This window comes from Nocardioides stalactiti (assembly GCF_014180715.1).
Classification (GTDB): domain Bacteria; phylum Actinomycetota; class Actinomycetes; order Propionibacteriales; family Nocardioidaceae; genus Nocardioides; species Nocardioides stalactiti.
On the sequence record NZ_JACEFC010000009.1, the window covers coordinates 34,848 to 53,407 of the forward strand.

General features: G+C 69.4%; 14 protein-coding genes. 9 read left to right on the forward strand and 5 right to left on the reverse strand.

Annotated features, from left to right (window positions below):
• Window positions 1-118 precede the first annotated feature (118 nt).
• Window positions 119-1,357: a PucR family transcriptional regulator gene (locus tag H0487_RS03215; protein WP_183092787.1), complete on the forward strand. Its 1,239-nt coding sequence runs from the start codon at window positions 119-121 to the stop codon at window positions 1,355-1,357.
• Here the strand turns inward: H0487_RS03215 and H0487_RS03220 are convergent.
• From H0487_RS03220 to H0487_RS23155, 4 genes are read right to left on the reverse strand one after another with little or no spacing between them, the layout of a single operon-like run.
• Window positions 1,329-2,021, reverse strand: coding sequence for a transporter (locus H0487_RS03220; RefSeq protein ID WP_183092788.1), 693 nt, complete (start codon window positions 2,019-2,021; stop codon window positions 1,329-1,331). The genes H0487_RS03215 and H0487_RS03220 overlap by 29 nt on opposite strands.
• The gene (locus H0487_RS03225) at window positions 2,018-2,968 is read right to left on the reverse strand and encodes an alpha/beta fold hydrolase (protein ID WP_220793037.1); all 951 of its coding nucleotides are present in this window, start codon (window positions 2,966-2,968) and stop codon (window positions 2,018-2,020) included. The genes H0487_RS03220 and H0487_RS03225 overlap by 4 nt, the downstream gene beginning before the upstream one ends.
• Complete coding sequence (locus H0487_RS03230; protein WP_312855804.1) at window positions 2,961-4,505, reverse strand: flavin-containing monooxygenase; 1,545 nt, start codon at window positions 4,503-4,505, stop codon at window positions 2,961-2,963. The genes H0487_RS03225 and H0487_RS03230 overlap by 8 nt, the downstream gene beginning before the upstream one ends.
• Window positions 4,502-5,908: a flavin monoamine oxidase family protein gene (locus H0487_RS23155; protein WP_312855805.1), complete on the reverse strand. Its 1,407-nt coding sequence runs from the start codon at window positions 5,906-5,908 to the stop codon at window positions 4,502-4,504. The genes H0487_RS03230 and H0487_RS23155 overlap by 4 nt, the downstream gene beginning before the upstream one ends.
• A 219-nt stretch (window positions 5,909-6,127) precedes the next feature.
• Here H0487_RS23155 and H0487_RS03240 point away from each other — a divergent pair, with 219 nt between their 5' ends.
• Genes H0487_RS03240 through H0487_RS03275 form a run of 8 tightly spaced genes read left to right on the forward strand, consistent with a single transcriptional unit; the run spans window position 6,128 to window position 16,917 of the window.
• Window positions 6,128-7,555: an APC family permease gene (locus tag H0487_RS03240; protein ID WP_183092790.1), complete on the forward strand. Its 1,428-nt coding sequence runs from the start codon at window positions 6,128-6,130 to the stop codon at window positions 7,553-7,555.
• Window positions 7,556-7,570: 15 nt separating this feature from the next.
• Window positions 7,571-8,218 (forward strand): hypothetical protein, encoded by a 648-nt coding sequence (locus tag H0487_RS03245; RefSeq protein ID WP_183092791.1) that lies wholly within the window; start codon window positions 7,571-7,573, stop codon window positions 8,216-8,218.
• The gene (locus tag H0487_RS03250) at window positions 8,211-9,545 is read left to right on the forward strand and encodes a glutamine synthetase family protein (protein WP_183092792.1); all 1,335 of its coding nucleotides are present in this window, start codon (window positions 8,211-8,213) and stop codon (window positions 9,543-9,545) included. Before H0487_RS03245 ends, H0487_RS03250 begins: the two co-directional genes overlap by 8 nt.
• On the forward strand, window positions 9,542-10,312 hold the full coding sequence (locus H0487_RS03255; RefSeq protein WP_183092793.1) for a gamma-glutamyl-gamma-aminobutyrate hydrolase family protein: 771 nt from the start codon (window positions 9,542-9,544) through the stop codon (window positions 10,310-10,312). The genes H0487_RS03250 and H0487_RS03255 overlap by 4 nt, the downstream gene beginning before the upstream one ends.
• Window positions 10,313-10,349: 37 nt before the next feature.
• Window positions 10,350-12,734: an AMP-binding protein gene (locus H0487_RS03260; protein WP_183092794.1), complete on the forward strand. Its 2,385-nt coding sequence runs from the start codon at window positions 10,350-10,352 to the stop codon at window positions 12,732-12,734.
• The gene (locus H0487_RS03265; RefSeq protein ID WP_183092795.1) at window positions 12,731-13,828 is read left to right on the forward strand and encodes a Zn-dependent alcohol dehydrogenase; all 1,098 of its coding nucleotides are present in this window, start codon (window positions 12,731-12,733) and stop codon (window positions 13,826-13,828) included. The genes H0487_RS03260 and H0487_RS03265 overlap by 4 nt, the downstream gene beginning before the upstream one ends.
• 21 nt (window positions 13,829-13,849) lie before the next feature.
• Window positions 13,850-15,313 (forward strand): aldehyde dehydrogenase family protein, encoded by a 1,464-nt coding sequence (locus tag H0487_RS03270; RefSeq protein WP_183092796.1) that lies wholly within the window; start codon window positions 13,850-13,852, stop codon window positions 15,311-15,313.
• Window positions 15,314-15,372: 59 nt separating this feature from the next.
• Entirely contained in the window at window positions 15,373-16,917 is a 1,545-nt protein-coding gene (locus H0487_RS03275; RefSeq protein WP_183092797.1) for a flavin monoamine oxidase family protein, read from the forward strand.
• Window positions 16,918-17,077: 160 nt separating this feature from the next.
• On the opposite strand, the gene glnA is transcribed toward H0487_RS03275, so the two are convergent.
• On the reverse strand, window positions 17,078-18,502 hold the full coding sequence (glnA, locus tag H0487_RS03280; RefSeq protein WP_183092798.1) for a type I glutamate--ammonia ligase: 1,425 nt from the start codon (window positions 18,500-18,502) through the stop codon (window positions 17,078-17,080).
• Between the last annotated feature and the right edge of the window lie 58 nt (window positions 18,503-18,560).

Here is an 18,560-nt window from a genome sequence, read left to right on the forward strand (position 1 = left end):
GGTCCGCCCCGGGTGTAGCGGGATCGGCTACTCCACGATCACCGTCGTCACGACTGATTCCTTCCTTCAGGGCTTGGGGGCCGCGACCTTGGTCGCCGGGGTCGGGCATCATTCATCCATGCAAGCGGAGCCGGAGGAGTTGTGGCCTGCACCGCGCGGCGAGGTAGCGGTGCTCATCCGCGTCGTGGCCGAGCGGGTGTTGCTGTCGGTTGCAGGGCTCGTCGAGGAGGTGGTCGCAGCTTCGCAGCGAGGCGGCACTCGTTACCCGGCGATCGCAGAGGACCCTGTTCTGTACGAGAGCGATCGCCGGCTGAGCCGGACGCACCTCGTGCATTGGCTTACCGCCAACATGCACCACCCCGGCCGGCGGGTGCCGCCCTATGTCGACGAGGAGACGCTCACCTTCGCTCGCGACTTGGTGCGGCGCGGAATGGGCATGGATGACATCGGCTCGTGGCGCGCGTCGCAGCGAGCCGCATGGCGTGCCTGGCTGGACGCTTGCTTCGAGGCCACCGACGACTCTGCCGACCTGCGCGACCTCCTTGACATATCTGCGGCCTCGATGACCACCTTCGTGGACGACACCGTCGCGGTCTTGTCGGCCCACATCGACACCGAACGACAGGAGCTCGCCCGAGGCGCCCAGGCCGAGCGTCAGGCCACGGTCCAGTTGCTGCTTGAAGGTGCTCCGATCAGCCGCGCGCGGGCCGAGGCCAAGGTCGGTTACGCGCTGACCGGAGACCACCTCGCTGCTGTCGTCTGGGTGGACTCCCTCGACGCGGCTTCCAGCCTCGAGCCTGCGGCTGAACAGGTGATGCGTGCTTGCGGCGCCGGTCGTCGGCTCACCCTTGTGGCGAGCACGGCGGCTCTTTGGCTGTGGCTACCCGCCGGCCGGGCGCCATCGGTTGACGCGTTGGAGGAGGTCTTGGCCGAGCTGCCGGGCGCCAGGGTGGCACTCGGCCGACCTGCGCGGGACCTCGAAGGGTTCCGGCGCAGCCACCTCGATGCGCTGGCAGCGCAGCGGGTGCTGGCCCGGCTCGGGTCCGCTCGCTCGGTGGTCCGGTACGAGGACGTCCAGCTCGTCGCGGTGCTCGCCGCGGACCTGGCCCAGGCCGAGCACTTCGTCGCGGACACGCTCGGTGCGCTGGCGAGTGCCGACCCGCAGGTTCGCGCCACCGTGCTGACCTATGTCGAGGAGCGGTTCAACGCCTCGGCGGCCGCTGAGCGGTTGTTCGCCCATCGCAGCACGGTCGAGCGGCGTCTGGCTCGTGCCGATTCCCTGCTTCCGCGACCGCTGGCCGATAACGCGACCAACGTGGCGGCCGCCCTCACGTTCGTGCATCTGCGCGACGGTTGACCGCGGACTCGACCCCCGAGGCCACGTTGTGCTGGTGCAGTGCGCCGTAGGCGCGGAAGAGGACGAACAGCTGCGTTCCCCAGGTGGCGAGCGCCAGCGTATAGAAGATGGTGCGGTACTCGTCATCGCCCGGGATCGGGAAGAAGTCGTAGGTGATGGCAATGGCAAGGCCGGCCGCGGTGACCAGCGCGGTGGCGATCGCGTGGCCATGGGCGCCGATCTGCCTCAGCCGGTTGGCGAACCAGAACACGAAGACGGACGTCAGCAAGGCAACCACGACATAGAAGGTCGCCGGGCCGGCGTGGAATCCGTGATGGAACTGCTGGAGGTAGAGTCCCGCGATCGCGGCCAGGACGAACGCACCGACGTCGACCGTTCGCGAGGGGTGATAGCGGTGGGTCACGCGCAGCAGCCCCAGCACCACGATCAAGGTGACGCCGACCGAGCGGGAGAAAGCGTCGAAGTAGTAGGCCAACCAGTACAACGGGCTGTCCTCGTCCCCGCCGAGCAGTGACCACAGCAGGAAGTTCGTGCCGGAGGTGCCCACCACCATCCACTCAAGCCCGAGCAGGTAGTTCCCGTAGTGCCGGATGAACTTCCAGCCGCAGGTGAAGCCAGCGTAGATCATCCAGAGGTCGGCGATCAGGAAGAGCAGTTCCATCATCGTGCGCTCCGTGGGGTCTGCGGTCGGCGCGGCTCGCCGGTGATGTGGTCGGCGACCTCGGTGGCGATCCGGTCGGCCAGGGAGTCGGGGAGGTGGTGTCCCATCCCCGGTACGACGACCTGCCGGGCGCCCGGGATGGCGGCGACGGTGGCGGCCCCACCGGTCGGCGCGACGACGCGGTCGCGGTCGCCGTGGATCACCAGGGTCGGCGCGGTGATCGCGCGCAGCTGCGCGGTCCGGTCGCCGGGCGCCTGGATCGCCTGGATCTGGCGCGCGCTGCCGGCCGCCTGGTCTCCGGCGCTGCGGTCCCAGGTGTTCTGCGCGTGGGTGGTCTCCTCGTGCTCGTCGGGACGGTGGCCGGTGCCCGCGATGTGCTGAGTGATCCGCAGGTGGGCGCGGACCGCTGCCTCCCGGGTCCGCGGCGGCGGGCTGGCCAGGAGCACCAGCGTCGACAAGGCGGGTTGGCCGACCTTCTTGTTGCCGGTCGTGGAGTAGATCGACGTCAAGGTCCGGACGCGGTCCGGCCAGGAGGCGGCGAGCGTCTGCGCGATCATGCCGCCCATCGAGCGGCCCACGACGTGGGCCGAGGCGATGCCGAGGTGGTCGAGCAGCCCGACGCAGTCGGCGGCCATGTCGGTGAGGGTGTAGGCGTCGGGACGCGGCCGCGCGGCGAGCTGACGCATCACGCTGGGCGGTGGCGTGGTGGCGTACGACGATCGTCCGCAGTCTCGGTTGTCCATGCGGATCACGCACGTTCCGCTCGCGACCAGCCCGGCCACGAAGGTGGGGGACCAGCTGGTGAGGTCTTCGGCGAGCCCGGCGATGAGCAGCAGCGCCGGGGCATCAGCTGCGCCGTCGACGCGATAGCAGATACGGGTGCCGTGGGCCAGCTCGGCGAACCGATCGTGCTCGGCGCCCTGCTTGATGTCCTGCATCGGCTCACGCATCGGCGTGCACCGCGCTCGGCTCGCCGACGGTCCGGTCGGCGCGCGAGGAGAAGTGGACGCTGTCGTCGAACAGTGGCCCACGGAGCAGCTTGGCGTCCTCGGGATAGGCCAGTGCCATCCGCCAGGGCGCCTTGGTGCCCTGGCGCGGGATGATTCCGGCAGCCCGCTGGGCGTACCCGGAGCTGAGGTCCATCACCGGTCGGGTCTCCATCCCGGGCTCGGCGACGGCGACTGCCGCGTCGTAGCCGGAGGCGTCCATGTGCGCGAGCAGGCGGGTGAAGTAGCGACAGATCAGGCCGATCTTCAGCGTCCACGACGAGGTGGTGTAGCCGACGGCCATGGCCCAGTTGGGGATCCCGGAGAGCAGCATCCCGCGGTAGCTGACGGAGTCAGCCACGTCGACGGACCGGCCGTCCACAGTGAGCTGGATGCCGCCGAAGAGCCGCATGTTGAGCCCGGTGGCGGTGACGATGACATCGGCCTCCAGGTGTCGTCCGGACTCCAGCAGGACCCCGGTCCGGGTGAAGCGCTCGATCTTGTCGGTCACCACCGAGGCCTTGCCGTCGCGGATCGTCGTGAAGAAGTCTCCGTCCGGGGCCAGGCAGAGGCGCTGGTCCCAGGGGTCGTAGGGCGGGTTGAAGTGCGTGTCGACGTCGAATCCCTTTGGCAGGAGTCGCTTGTTGACCCTGCGGATGAGCGCGCGTCCGGCACGGGGGAATTTGCGCAGACCGACGACGGTCGCGCGGTCGAGCCAGATGTTCTTGAATCGGGTCAGCGCGTAGCCGCGGCGCTCGCCGAACAGGCGGGTGAGGAGCAGCGCCAGGGAGTCGACGCGCGGGAACGACAGGATGTACGTCGGCGTGCGCTGCAGCATCGTGACGTGGGCTGCAGCACCGGGGCCGCTCGCCATCGACGGGATGAGGGTGACGGCGGTGGCGCCGCTGCCGATGACGACCACGTCCTTGCCGGCGTAGTCGAAGCCCTCGGGCCAGTGCTGCGGGTGGATGATGTCGCCCTCGAAGTCCTCCCGGCCCTCGAAGTGCGGCGTGTAGCCCTCGTCGTAGCGGTAGTAGCCGGTGCCCGCGAAGACCCAGTTCGTCCTGATCTGCTTGCGTTCGGCCACCGCGCCGTCCGGTCCGTCGACCTCGACGTCCAGCGTCCAGGCCGCCTCGGCGCTGGACCACGCCGCGGCGACGACCCGGTGCCGCAGGCGGATCAGCCGCGCGAGGTCGTGCTCCTCGACGGTCTCGTGCAGGTAGTTGCGGATCAGCGGCGCGTCGGCGATCGCGGAGCGGTCCTTCCAGGGCTTGAACTCGTAGCCGAACGTGTGCAGGTCGGAGTCCGAGCGGATGCCCGGGTAGCGGAACAGGTCCCAGGTGCCGCCGATGTCGGCACGACCCTCCAGGACCGTCACCCGCCTGTCCGGGAACGCCTGCGTGATGTAGTGCGCGGCCCCGATGCCGGTGATGCCGGCGCCGACGATGACGACGTCGAGCTCTTCGATGGCCGACTGGGTCTGGTTCTGGGGCTTCTTCACGACTTGCTCCTGGCGCTGGTGATGGTGGTGGTTTCGAGGAGGCGACCGACCTCGTCGGCGGCGCGCTCGCCGGCGCTGACGGCGCCGTCGAGGTAGCCCTGGTTGACGATCGCCGTCTCGGTTCCGGCCCAGTGGATGCGCCCCACGGGCCGCCGGTCGGCGTCGGTGTACTGGGTGAGCAGGCCGGGCGGGCGAGAGCCGACGCAGCCGCTGATCCAGGGCTCGTGCGACCAGGTCTTCTCGAGGTACGTCGTCGGGTGCGCCGCCTGGGGGCCGAAGATCGTGGTCAGGTCGGCGAGGAAGGCGTCGCGCCGGACCTGCGGGTCGTCGAGCAGCGCGTCACTCCAGTTTTGGCCGTAGCCGGAGGAGGCGGTGCCGACAAACGTGAGCAGGATGCCCACGCTGCCGTCGGGTGGCGAGTTGTCGACGACGTAGCTCGCCACGGGGAGGTCGGTGACTGCTTGGCCGTTGAGCCCCTGCTCGCGCCAGAACGGCCGGTCGTAGACAGCGAAGAGCTTGCTCTCCGAGCCGCTCGCCCAGCGGCGCTGCAGCATCGCGCGGCGCACCGGGAGGTCGGGCGTGATCCGGATCCGTTCGACGTCGGGCGGAGCCATCGCGACGATCGCCCGCTGGGCGCGGACGTCGACGCGCGCCGAGCGGACGAGGACCTCCTGCTCGTCGTACGTGACGGCGCTGACGGGGGAGCCCAGGACGACCTGGCTGCCGAGGTCATCGGCCATCCGCCGCGCGATCTCCTGGGTGCCCCCGACCACGCGGGACTCCTGGGAGCCGCCCGTGATGTTGACGATGTGGTCGATGCCGCCGCACGCCGCGATCCGGAAGAGCTGCTGGAGCAGCGAGGTGCTGTGGAGGTCCTCGCTGTTGGCCACCGTGAAGGCGAGCGTGAACAGCTGGCGGGTCTCCTCGGTGAAGGTGTGTGCGTCGAGCCATCCGCCGAAGGTGGTCGCGTCCCACTCCCGGGCCTTCCGGGCGGTCCACGGCGCCTCGAGCGGCACCGACCTCGCCATCCGCTCGAGCCTTAGCTGCGCCTGGGCGTAGTCCGCCAGCACGTGCGGGCGCAGAGGCGGGATGGTGCCGTCGTAGCGCCGCGCCCTCCCGTTGCGCAGGTAGATCGACTTGCCGTCGACGAAAGTGTCGAACGTTCTCAGGCCGAGCTCGTCGATCAGGGCCAGGACCCGGTCCTGGCCGGGACCGACCCACTGGCCGCCGCCCTCGGTGATCACGCCGTTGCCGAGGTCCAGGTTGACGGTGCGTCCGCCCACCCTGCTGTCGGCCTCTAGGACGACCACGCTGTGGTCGGCCTGGGTCAGTCGCCGCGCCGCCGTCAGTCCGGAGACCCCTGCGCCGATGACGACGACATCGGCTCGCTGCTCACTCATCACGTCTAGCAGTGTGCGGACGACAGCAGGACGTGCTCTAGGCCATTGTGACGCGCATTCGAGCCGGGCGTGACGCAGATTGCGGCGTCGTCAGGTGGTGCGGCAATGTGCGCCGGCCACGAGCCGAAGGCGCGGCAGATCGACGTAGATCTCAACACCCGCCGGTCCGCACACTCCTCAGCACGGCATCGCCCGAGCGCGCCGAATGTGAGGAGACCCGGCATGACCCATGTGCAAGACCCGCCAGAGCGTGCGGACCAGCTGGTCCGCACGCTCGGCGTTCCCCAGATCGTCTTCATGGTGGTGGCGATGGCTGCGCCGCTCACCGTGGTGGCGGGCCTGATCCCGCTGATGATCGCGCTGGGCAACGGCGTCGGCGCGCCGCTCGACTTTGTCGTGATGGGTGCGGTGCTCGTCCTCTTCACCGTCGGCTTCTCGGCGATGACGCCCGAGGTGAAGGACGCCGGCGCCTTCTACTCCTACGTCGAGAAGGGGCTGGGCCGGATCGCGGGCCTGGGCACCGCTGCGCTCGCGATCGCGACGTACGCCGTGCTCCTGGTCTCCGTTGCTGCCTATCTCGGGGCCGCGGCACACTCGGTGCTGGTCACGCTCGCCGACGTTTCGATCCCGTGGTGGGCTCTCTCCGCGCTCTGTCTGACGGCCATCGGTTTCCTGGGATACCACAACATCGAGATGAGCGCTCGCGCCCTCGGGGTCTTGCTGGTCGCCGAGATCTTGATCGTCGTCGTCCTCGACGCCGCGATCATCCTGCGCGGGGGCGACCACGGCCTCACCACGCAGTCCTTCACCTGGGATGCCTTCAGCCAGGGTGCCGTGGGCACCGGCGTCATGTTCGCGATCTTCGGGTTCATCGGCTTCGAGGCCACGGCGGTCTTCCGCTCCGAGGCCAAGGACCCTGACACAACCATTCCTCGGGCGACCTACGCCGCCGTGCTCATCATCGCGGCCCTCTACACGATCTCGGCCTGGGCCGTCGTCGTCGGCGCGGGCGCCGACAAGGTCGTCGAGAGTGCCACGAGCGACCCGGTCGCGCTGACCCCCGACCTCGCGACGAGGTACGTGTCCCTCCTCGCCCACGACCTGGTGCAGATCCTGCTCGCCACGAGCTTCTTCGCCTGCGTCCTGACCGTGCACAACGTCGTGTCGCGCTACACCTTCAGCCTGGGCGGCAAGGGCGTGCTCCCGCGCCGGTTCGCCGCCGTGCACCCGCGCCACCACTCGCCGCACGTCGCGTCGATGGTCACCTCGGGCGTGGTCTTCCTCGCGCTGGCCGTGATGGCCCTGCTGCGCCTCGACCCCGTGGTCGAGATCTACGCCTGGTTCGGCGGTGCCGGCACGCTCGGCCTGATCCTCCTGCTGTGCCTCACCTCGGTGGCGGTGGTCGTGCACTTCCGTCTCACGCCGCACCGGGCGACGGCGTGGAAGGGGACGGTGGCGCCGGGCATCGCGGCGGCCTGCCTGCTGGTGACCCTGTGCCTGGTGCTGAGCAACTTCGAGCTGCTGATCGGATCGCGTGAGGTCGCCTACGCGTTCATCGCGTTCCTGGTCGCGGCGTTCGTCGCCGGAGCCGGCTGGGCCCTCCGACCGGTCGCCGGCCGAACCGTCGACAACGACTCTCGCGAACTCTGAGACAGGAGCCTCACCATGACCCAGACCACGACATCGCCGTCTTCCGACCTGACGGGTCCGGTGACGCTCGAGGACGACGCGACCCCTCTGGTCCGCATGATCGGTCGAGCGCTGCGACAGTCCGCGCGAGTCGGCCATGCCGGGCAGCTCTTCGCTCGCAGCGCCGGCAACGTAGCCGTCCGGTCGCACGACACCCCGCAGAGCGCCACGATCAGCATCGACTCCGGTTCGGTCTCGGTCAGCGGCGGCGTCCTCGTCGATCCCGATGCGACCCTCGTGGTCGACGTGGGGGCGCGGTACCGACCGACCGGCGAGCCGGCCGGTGACGCCGGGCTGGCCGAGCTGGTGCTCAGCGCGCTGAACCCGCCGTTCCCGCACTGGCGGGAGAGCGCGGAGCAGTTCTGGGAGGCCGCGCGCAGCGTCCCGGGGATCCCCGACGTCCTCGTCGTCGTGGTCGAGGACGAGAGCGGCTCGACCGAGGCTCGGTTCGGGTCCGGCGACACCGAGTTCGTCGTGGCCGGGACCGCCGACGTCCTCGGCGGGCTCTTCACCGGTGCGGACGAGTTCATCCCCGCCCTCTCGTCCGGACTGCGGATCCAGGGCACCTGGGCCCAGCTGTCCGTCATGAGCTCCGCGTCCTGGAAGGTCCGCTTCGATGTCTGAGAACCTGAACAACGTCCGCCTCGAGGCGACCAACCACGACGGCACGCTGATCGGCAAGACGGTCACGCCCGCCAAGTTCGCCTCGGGCAAGACATCCGGCTTCGCCTTCGCCGACGTGCTGTTCGCGATCGACCTGGGCACGCAGTTCGTGCTCGGCGACGCCTACGAGGACTGGCGCGGCAACCTGTACGACATCGCGATGGTCCCCGACCAGAGCACGCTCATCGAGTGGAGGCCGGGCCTGGACTCGGTCATCGGGGACTTCCACAAGCAGGACGGCACGCCGGTGCCACTGTGCCCTCGCAACATGGTCCGCCGCCTCGTCGCACGTCTCGCCGAGCAGGGGCTGACGGCGACGGTCGCCGTGGAGATCGAGGCGACGCTGTTCGAGGAGTCGATTCAGGAGGCCCGAGCCAAGGGCTATCGCGACCTGACTCCTCTCGGAGGCAGCACGGGCTCGACGTACCAGATCGCACGGTCCAGCGACTGGGTCGCCTACATGGAGGCGGTCACTCGGCGCCTGGACGCTCTCGGCATCGTCTGGGAGGCGTGGACGGACGAGGCCGCGCCCGGGCAGACCGAGCTGAACCTGGCACCGACGGACCCGATCAGGATCACCGACAACTGGGTGCGGACCAAGCAGGTCATGCGCGAGGTCGCGAACGACCTGGGCCACACGGTCACCTTCATGGCCAAGCCCACGGCCGGGTTCGGCCAGGGCGCTCACCTCAACCTGTCCCTGCAGCGGGACGGAGTGAACCAGTTCCACGCCGACGGCGAGCTCGCCGACCTGCTGCGGCACTCCGTGGGCGGCCTCATGGCGACGATGGCCGGCAACACGTCGATCGCGCTGCCGCAGATCACGTCGTACCGCCGCCTGGAGGACTTCAGCGGCCCGCCGACCACGATGAGCTGGGGCCTCAACAACAAGACCGCGGCGGTCCGGGCGATCACCCACCACCCGAAGTACTCGCGGCTGGAGTATCGCCTCCCCGGAGCCGACGTGAACCCCTACTACGCCGTGGCCGGAATGCTCGCAGGGATCCTGGCGGGCATCGAGGGCAAGATCGATCCCCCGCCCGAGGTCACCGACATGGCCTGGTGCCTGCCCGGACGCGCGGGGGTGGCCCGCATCCCCGACACGATGTCGAAGGCGTGGCGGGCCCTGGACGCCGACCCGCTGCTGCGTGAGTACCTCGGCGACGAGTTCGTCGACTTCTGGGTCGCCTCACGGCGGTGGGAGTGGATGGAGTTCCACACCAAGGGCGGTGACCCGTTCGCGCCGCTCTCGGAGTGGGAGTCCCTGCGCTACTTCGAGTTCGCATGAACAGGCCACTGATTGGCATCACCGGCCGCCGTTACCGGCTCGGTCTGGTGGCTGGCACCGACGACCGCTACGCCGCCATGGGGACGGATAGCTACATGTCCGACTTCGCGACCAGGATCGCCCGGGCGGGCGGGGTGCCCGTGCACCTGCCGTACGACGCCGCGCCCGAGGACGCCGTGGCCTGGCTGTCGGGCGTGGTGATCAGCGGCGGCCAGGACGTCCACCCGGCGCGCTGGGGAGGCGACACGGCCATCGTTCGCGAGGGCGATCCGCGGACCGACCCGGCCGTACACGACTCCGAGCGCGACGCCTACGAGATCGGGCTGGTCCGCGAGGCGCTCGCGCACCGCATCCCGGTTCTCGGCGTGTGCCGCGGGCTGCAGGTGATCAACGTGGCGCTGGGCGGCACCCTCGTGCCCGACCTCCCCGACGGCCCGGTCCAGCACCTCTCGCCGGAGTCGGCGCCGACGGACGGCACATCCGACCACACCGTGAGCTTCGTTCCCGGATCGATCGCCGCCGATCTCTTCGGCGAGCGCGCGATCACCAACTCCTGGCACCACCAGGCCGTCGACCGCTGCGGTGAAGGACTCGTCGTCACCGGCCGCACCAGCGACGGGGTGGTCGAGTCCGCGGAGCTTCGTGACCGTCCCCTGCTCGCGGTGCAGTGGCATCCCGAATGGATGGCCGGACCCGACCCGACGCTGCGGTGGCTCGTCGCCGAAGCGGCCGAACGTCTCCGCCTGAGCCCGGTGAACGCCGGATGAGCGTCCAGCAGACCCGTCAACCCGAGAGAGGTGAGAGATGACCGTGACGGCCGACCGCATGGCTCGTGATCCGTTCCCCGCAACCCTGACCGCACTGCTCGCCCAGCGCGCTGCCGACTCCGGCGACGCCGAGTTCCTCCGCTTCGAGGACCGGTCCTGGAGCTTCCGGGAGATCGACGCCTGGACGTCGCAGCTGGCCCACCGCCTGATCCGTGTCGAGGGGGTCGAGCCGGGCGACCGCGTGGCGGTCATGCTGCCCAACGTCGTGCAGTGGCCGGTGTTCTGGCTGGCCGCGCTCAAGGCCGGCGCGGTCGTCGTACCGATCAACTCGGCGTACCAGCGGGCCGACCTGGAGTTCGTCCTGACCGACTCCGGGGCCCGCGTCGTCGTCACCGACGGCGACCACCTGCCATTGGTGCGTGACGTCCTGGACGGCAACGCGATGCTCGCAGGCGTGCGGGTCGTCGACGTCGCGGCGGACGGCGCCGAGGCGTTCCCCGCCACCGCGCCCGACGTCGAGGCCGCGCCCAGCACCCTCGCCAACCTGCAATACACCTCCGGCACCACAGGGTTCCCCAAGGCGTGCATGCTGACGCACGACTACTGGGTGCGCAACGGGTGGCTCTGCGCCGCGGCTGCCGGCCTGCACGCCGAGGACGTTCTCCTCACCGCTCAACCGTTCTCCTACATGGACCCGCTGTGGAACGTGGCGGCAGCGCTGACCGTCGGAGCCCCGCTGGTGGTGCTGCCGCGCTTCTCGGCCTCTGGATTCTTCGCCGACGTACGGCGCCACCGGGTCACCTTCTTCTACGTCCTCGGATCCATGCCGACCCTGCTGTTCAAGCAGCCGCCGAATCCCCGCGACCGGGACAACGACCTCCGCCTGGTGTGGTGCTCCGGCATCCCCGCGGCCCTGCACGCGGACCTGGAGGCCCGGTGGGGCGCCCCATGGCGCGAGCTCTACGGCATGACCGAGTCCGGCTTCGACCTGGTCTCCCCGCTCGACGACGCCGCCACCGTCGGGACCGGCTCGGTCGGGACGCCCGTCCCCACCAAGCAGGTGCGCGTCGTGGACGCGGACGGCGCCGAGGTGCCCGACGGCGAGCCGGGTGAGCTGACCGTTCGCGGCCTGCCGATGATGCTGGGCTACTGGAACCGACCGGACGAGACGGCGCGCGTCGTGCGGGACGGTTGGCTGCACACGGGCGACGTCGTGGTCCGAGATCCCGACGGCGGCGTCAAAATCGTGGGTCGGATCAAGGACATGGTTCGTCGCGGTGGCGAGAACGTCGCCAGCGTCGAGGTCGAGGCGGTGCTCGAGCGTGATCCCGCAGTCGTGGGCGCGGCGGTCGTGCCCGAGCCTGACGAGGTGCTCGGCGAGGAGGTCAAGGTTTTCCTCCAGCTCGCCGACGGCGTGCCCGCCGACCGTGAGTCCGCCGAGGCGATCATCGGCCGTGCCCGCGATCAGTTGGCCCGGTTCAAGGTGCCGCGCTACGTCGAGTTCGTTGACGAGTTCCCGCGCACCCCGTCCGAGCGCGTCTCCAAGCCGACGCTGAGGGAGCGGGCGACTGCCTCCCCGGGCGTGGTCCACGACCTTCGCCCCGGCGGCCGGGCTCAGCCCGCGAAAGACGTGAGGCCGGGCTTCCTCGACGTCACGGTGGAGCAGGACGTCGCGATCCTGAGGTTCTGCCGACCGGAGAAGCTCAATGCCATGGACGTGGCCACGCGGGTGCACCTCGCGAGCGCCGTCCGCGAGCTCGGCACGGGCGCGAAGGTGCGCGGCATCGTGCTGACCGGCACGGGCCGGGCGTTCTCGGCGGGGGAGGACCTCAGCGCGGTCCCGAGTTCGTACGACGACGTCCGGGTCGCGTTCGAGACCTTCCACGACATCACCCGGGCGATCCTCGAGACCCGGGTCCCGGTCATCGCGGCCGTCAACGGGCTGGCCGTCGGGGGTGCCTCCGAGATCACGCTGTGCTGCGATGCCCGGATCGGGACGCCGGCGACCGAGTTCTACCAGCCCGAGAACGCCCGCGGCATCACGATCTCCAACGCTTCCAGCGTGCTTCTGCCGCGGCTGGTGGGCGGCCACGCCCTGCCCATGGTGCTCGGGTCCGGACGCCTGCCCGCCGAGGAGGCACTGCGGATCGGCCTCCTCTCCGAGATCGTCGAACCGGACCGGCTCGTCGCGCGCGCGGTGGAGACGATCCTTCGGTGGACGCCGGCGAACAACACAACGGTGCAGCACCTGGAGCTGTTGCGGCCCGGAATGGCGGAGATCGAGGCCGCCTTCGCGCGCGAGGACGTCGCTGCGAAGCAGGCGTGGGACGACGGGGTCTACCGCGCCGGGATCGAGAGCTTCTGGGAGACCAAGGGTGCGGCCGGCACACGTGAGCCCGTCGAGACAGGAGCCCGCTCGTGATCCGCACCGAGGCAGCGGTGATGGTTGCCGCGAACCAGCCGCTGGTCGTGACCGAGATCCAGGTCGACGAGCCCGAGCCGCACGAGGTGCGGATCGCGGTCTCCCATGTCGGTCTGTGCCACAGCGACCTGCACTACCTGACCGGCAGTGTGCCGATCGAGGCACCCGTCGTACTGGGGCACGAGGTGGCCGGAGTCGTCGAGTCTGTGGGCGCGGCTGTCAGCACCGTCGTGCCGGGTGACCGGGTCGTCGGCGTGCTTACCCCGTCCTGCGGCAGGTGCACCAACTGCGAAGCAGGTCGCTCCACCCAATGTCAGCGGACCGAGGAGATTCGACGCCGCCCGCGGCCGGCCTTCCAGGACGCACACGGAGCGCCGATCGGGCGGCTCGGCGACCTGGGTGCCTTCTCGCGACACATCCTGCTGCGCGAGAACGCCCTCGCCAAGCTGCCCGACGACGTCGACACGCGCGTCGGCTGCCTACTGTCCTGCTGCGTTATCACAGGCGTGGGCGCGGTCTTCCACGGCGCCGAGGTGCGTCCCGGCAGCACCGTCGCCGTCATCGGCTGCGGCGGCGTCGGCTCGGCGATCATCCAGGGAGCTCGGCTTGCGGGGGCGTCGGCCGTCGTCGCCATCGACCTCGACGAGGCGCGTCTGGACGCCGCGCGTGAGTACGGCGCCACCCACGTGGTCAACGGCGCGACCGGCGATGTCGCTGCGGCCGTGCGCGAGCAGCTCGGCAACGGTGTCGACTACTCGTTCGAGGCCGTCGGATCGGCACGCACCGCGGAGACCGCGTTGGCCGTGCTGCGCCCGACTGGCACCGCATGCCTGGTTGGGATCGCGCCCGGCGGGACCCACCTGAACCTTCCGGCCGAGGCCTTCTTCTTCCAGGAGAAGCGGCTCATCGGCTCCTACATGGGCTCAGGCCAGGCGCGCGAGGACATCCGGCAACTCGCCGAGCTCTACCGCCAGCGCCGGCTCCTGCTCGACGAGATGGTCACCAAGGTGATCGGGCTCGCCGACATCAACGCAGGCTTCGACGCCATGACGTCCGGCGATGTGACGCGCATCGTCGTCGACCTCCAGTCCTGACCCGCGTCACGAGGTGATTCCATGTCCACCACTCACATCCCACTGCCCCGGCCGGTGAACTATCTCGCCGACGAGTGGGCCGAGACCGAGAGCCTTCCGGGCGCGTGGAACCTCGACCCCAACACGCGTCAGCCCGTGCACGCGATGGCAACCACTGCCGCGGCCGACGTCGAGCGGGCGCTGCTGCACGCCGAGAAGGCCTACGACGTGGGCGTCTGGGACGACGGCGCCCGCCGGGAACGGGCCGAGATGCTCGAGCGGGTCGCCGCGAACCTCGAGGATCGCATCGAGGACATCGCTCGCGCGGACTCGATGACCAGCGGCGTCCCGATCAGCGCGACACGCGCACTGGCGGCGTTCCTGCCCGCGCGCGTGCGATCGACAGCTGCCGACGTGGTCAGCATCCCCCGGGTGAGGCAGCTGGAGGCGGGGGGTCGCGACGTACGGCTCCATCGCCTGCCGTGGGGTCCTGCCGCGATCCTCACTCCCTGGAACGGGCCGAGCTTCATCCCGGCCGCGAAGGTCGTCAGCGCCGTTGCCGCTGGTTGCCCGGTCATCCTGAAGCCGTCCGAGCACGCACCCAGCAGCGCCCAGATCGTCGTCGAGTGCTTCGTCGCGGCAGGGTTGCCCACGGGTGCCCTCCAACTGCTGCACGGCACCGGCGACGTCGGCGCTCGGCTGACCTCGGACCCACGCGTGAAGGTGGTCTCCTTCACCGGCGGCCCGGGAGCGGGTCGTGCGATCGCGCGTGCCGCGGCCGAGGACTTCAAGGTCCTGCAGCTCGAGCTCGGGGGCAACAACCCCGTGCTAGTCCTGGAGGACGCTGACGTCGGCGTCGCGGCCGACGGCATCATCGAGGGACTGACCAAGCTGAACGGGCAGTGGTGTGAGGGACCGGGCAAGGTCCTTGCTCACCGACACCTGGCCGGTCCGCTCCTGGTTGCCCTCGAGCAGCGGATCGCCGAGCTGCGGATCGGTCACTCGCTCGACGAGGACGCGGATCTCGGTCCGATCTCCAACGAGCCCCACTACGAGACCTTGCAGACCCGGATCGACGGCCTGCGTCGCGCCGGCGCACGGATCTCCCAACCGGCCGGGCTCCCGGACCTCGCCGGCTTCTTCCTATCCCCGACAGTGGCTTCGGGAGTCGATCCTGCGGACGCGACCGCCGAACTGTTCGGTCCGGTGATCTCCCTGCATGCGGTCGACTCGGATGCGGAGGCGCTGCGGATCGCGAACCACAACCCCTCGGGGCTCGACGCCTACGTCTTCGGCACGGACCTCGACCATGCGATCGAGATCGGCTCGCGCGTGCAATCCGGCGAGGTCCGGATCAACGGGGCGAAGCTCGCCGACTTGGGCGACGACTCGGCGCAGAGCTTCTGGGGTCCGGCGGGCATCGGAGGTCATGGTCCGGCCGAGTCCGTGCGCGTCTTCTGTGGCGATCGAGTCGTCGGGGTGGACTCGCCGGACCTGCCGATCTAGCAGCGGCCTCTTACGTCGCTCTACTCACCCATCGACTCGCGCAGCCTGGAGGCGCTCTGATGACTGCAACCCACGAAGAAAGTTGCTCGCCTGCTCGAGCGTCGAGGCGCGGCCTGCTGACCGGCGGAGCGGCCGCTGCGGCCGCCTCCCTCTTGCTCGGCCGGGAACCAGCAAACGCCGCCGGGGCCGACGAACCCGTCGTTGGGGCGCGCACAGCCGATGTCGTCGTGATCGGTGCGGGCATCTCCGGGCTCACGGCTGCCCGCCGACTCGCGCAGGCGGGCAAGAAGGTCGTCGTGCTCGAGGCGAGCGACCGAGTGGGCGGTCGCACCCACCGGCTCGACCTCGGATCCGGGCTGACGACCGAGGGCGGCGGACAGTGGATCGCCCCCAGCCAGGACCGGGTGCTCGCCCTCATCGCGGAGCTCGGCCTGACGACCTTCAAGACCTACAACGAGGGCCGGTCGATCTACTACCGCAAGGGCAAGCGCGCGCTCTACACGGGAACCATTCCGCCCACGCAGTCGATCACCGCGCTCCCGGCGTTCCTCCAGGCCGAGACGCAGCTGGGTGCGATGGCGGCGACGGTGCCCGCGGGCCGCCCCTGGGAGGCGCTCCTCGCCCAGACCTGGGACCGGACCACGTTCGGTGACTGGCTCGACCGCAACGTGCTCGACGCCGAGGCCCGCTGGTTGATCGGGCTCGGGTACACCTTGGTCACCTGCCAGGACCCACACGCCACGTCCTTGCTGTACATGCTGAACTTCTTCAACACCTCTGGCGGGTTCGAGGAGCCGATCTCGGTCGCCGGCGGTGCCCAGGACTCACGCGTCGACGGTGGCACCTGGCTGATCTCGGCCCGGATGGCCGACCAGATGCCGAAGGGAGCGGTCGTCCTCGGCTCACCGGTGTCCGAGATCCGTGGCTGGGGCACCGACCGGGTGACCGTCGTCTCCAAGCGCGCGACCATCACCTGTCGCCAGGTGATCGTCGCGATGTCGCCGACGGAAGCGACACGCATCCACTTCACCCCCCACCTGCCCTCTCGAACGGCGGGGCTGCAGCGCAACGGCGGCAGCGGAACCATGAGCAAGCTCTTCATGGTCTACGACACCCCGTTCTGGCGACAGGGCCTGAACGCCGGCGCACCGCTGAACGGTCAGGTGATCAGCGATCTGATGATGACGCCGTACGTCGCAGACAACTCACCCGCCGATGGCAGCAAAGGCGTGCTGGTGACGTTCATGGTGGCCGACTCGCCCGTACCCAACCCCTACCTGCGCTGGAGCGACGACGTAGTCAACGACGCCACCCTCCGCGCATCTCGTCTGGGGGAGGACCTGGCGACCGTGTTCGGCGACGAGCGGTTCAGGAGCGGTCGTTACGCCGAGAAACTGTGGACCAACGAACCCTGGATTCATGGCTGCGTGAACATGACCGCGCCGGGCGTCCTCACGACGTACGCCGACGCGCTCACAGCGCCCAACGGGAACGTCCACTGGGCCGGCTCGGACACTTCCATCGGGAATCATCCCTCCTACATGGAAGGTGCGGTGGTCGCCGGCGAGCGGGCAGCCGACGAAGCAGTCGCATCGATGAGGTGACAGTCGCCGGCCTCGGCGTGTCTCACGAGGACACCGGAAGGCGGGCGTGTCGTGCACTACGGAACAATGCCGGATCCCGGCGAGGCCCCCAATGCCGATGGCCCCGGGGAGTCCCGGGGCCATCGGCGATCGAATATGAGTAATTCGATCAGTTTACGACCTAGATGTCGTAGTAGAGCTCGAACTCGTGCGGGTGCGGGCGCAGCTGCACGGGGGCGATCTCGTTCTCGCGCTTGTAGTCGACCCAGGTCTCGATCAGGTCGGGCGTGAAGACGTTGCCCACCGTCAGGAACTCGTGGTCGGCCTCGAGGGCGTCGAGGACGGCACCGAGGGAGGTCGGCACCTGGGCGATCTCGGCCATCTCGTCCGGCGGGAGCTCGTAGATGTCCTTGTCGATCGGGGCGGCCGGCTCGGTCTTGTTCTGGATGCCGTCGAGGCCCGCGAGCATGAGCGCCGAGAACGCGAGGTACGGGTTCGCCGACGGGTCGGGGAAGCGGGTCTCGATGCGCTTGGCCTTGGGGTTGGTGCCCGTGATCGGGATCCGGACCGACGCGGAGCGGTTGCGCGAGGAGTAGACCAGCGAGATCGGGGCCTCGTAGCCCGGCACCAGGCGGTGGTAGGAGTTCACCGTCGGGTTGGTGAACGCCAGCAGCGCGGGGGCGTGCTTGAGGATGCCGCCGATGTACCAGCGAGCGGTGTCGGAGAGGCCGCCGTAGCCGGTCTCGTCGTAGAACAGCGGGTCCCCGCCCTTCCACAGCGACTGGTGCACGTGCATGCCCGAGCCGTTGTCACCGAAGATGGGCTTCGGCATGAAGGTGACCGACTTGCCCTGCTCCCATGCGGTGTTCTTGATGAGGTACTTGAACTTCATCACGTCGTCCGCGGCCTTGAGCAGCGTGTCGAAGCGGTAGTTGATCTCCGCCTGGCCGGCGGTGCCGACCTCGTGGTGCGCCCGCTCGACCTGGAGGCCGCAGGCCTCGAGGTTCTTGACCATGTCGGCGCGCAGGTCGCTGTAGTGGTCGTAGGGCTCGACGGGGAAGTAACCACCCTTGAGGCGGGTCTTGTAGCCCTTGTTGTTGCCCTCCTCCTCGCGGCCCGAGTTCCACCAGCCCTCGACGGAGTCGATGTGGTAGTAGCCCTCGTTCACGCCGGTGGAGTACCGGACGTTGTCGAAGATGTAGAACTCGGCCTCGGGGGCGAAGTACGCCGTGTCCGCGATGCCGGTGGTGTTGAGGTAGGCCAGCGCCTTCTTCGCGATGTTGCGCGGGTCGCGGCTGTAGGGCTCACCGGTGATCGGGTCGTGGATGAAGAAGTTCAGGTTGAGCGTCTTCGACTTCCGGAACGGGTCGATGTAGGCAGTGGTCGGGTCGGGGAACAGCGACATGTCCGACTCGTTGATCGCCTGGAAGCCGCGGATCGACGAGCCGTCGAAGCCGAGGCCGTCGTCGAAGACCGACTGGTCGAACGACGAGACCGGCACGGTGAAGTGCTGCATGATGCCCGGCAGGTCGCAGAAGCGGACGTCGACCATCTCGACGCCTTCGTCCTTGATGAACTTGAGCAGCTCTTCGCTGTTGTTGAACATTCGTTCCTCCTGGGCTGGGGACGACCCAGCCATCGGTCAGCCACTGACAATCGCTCAG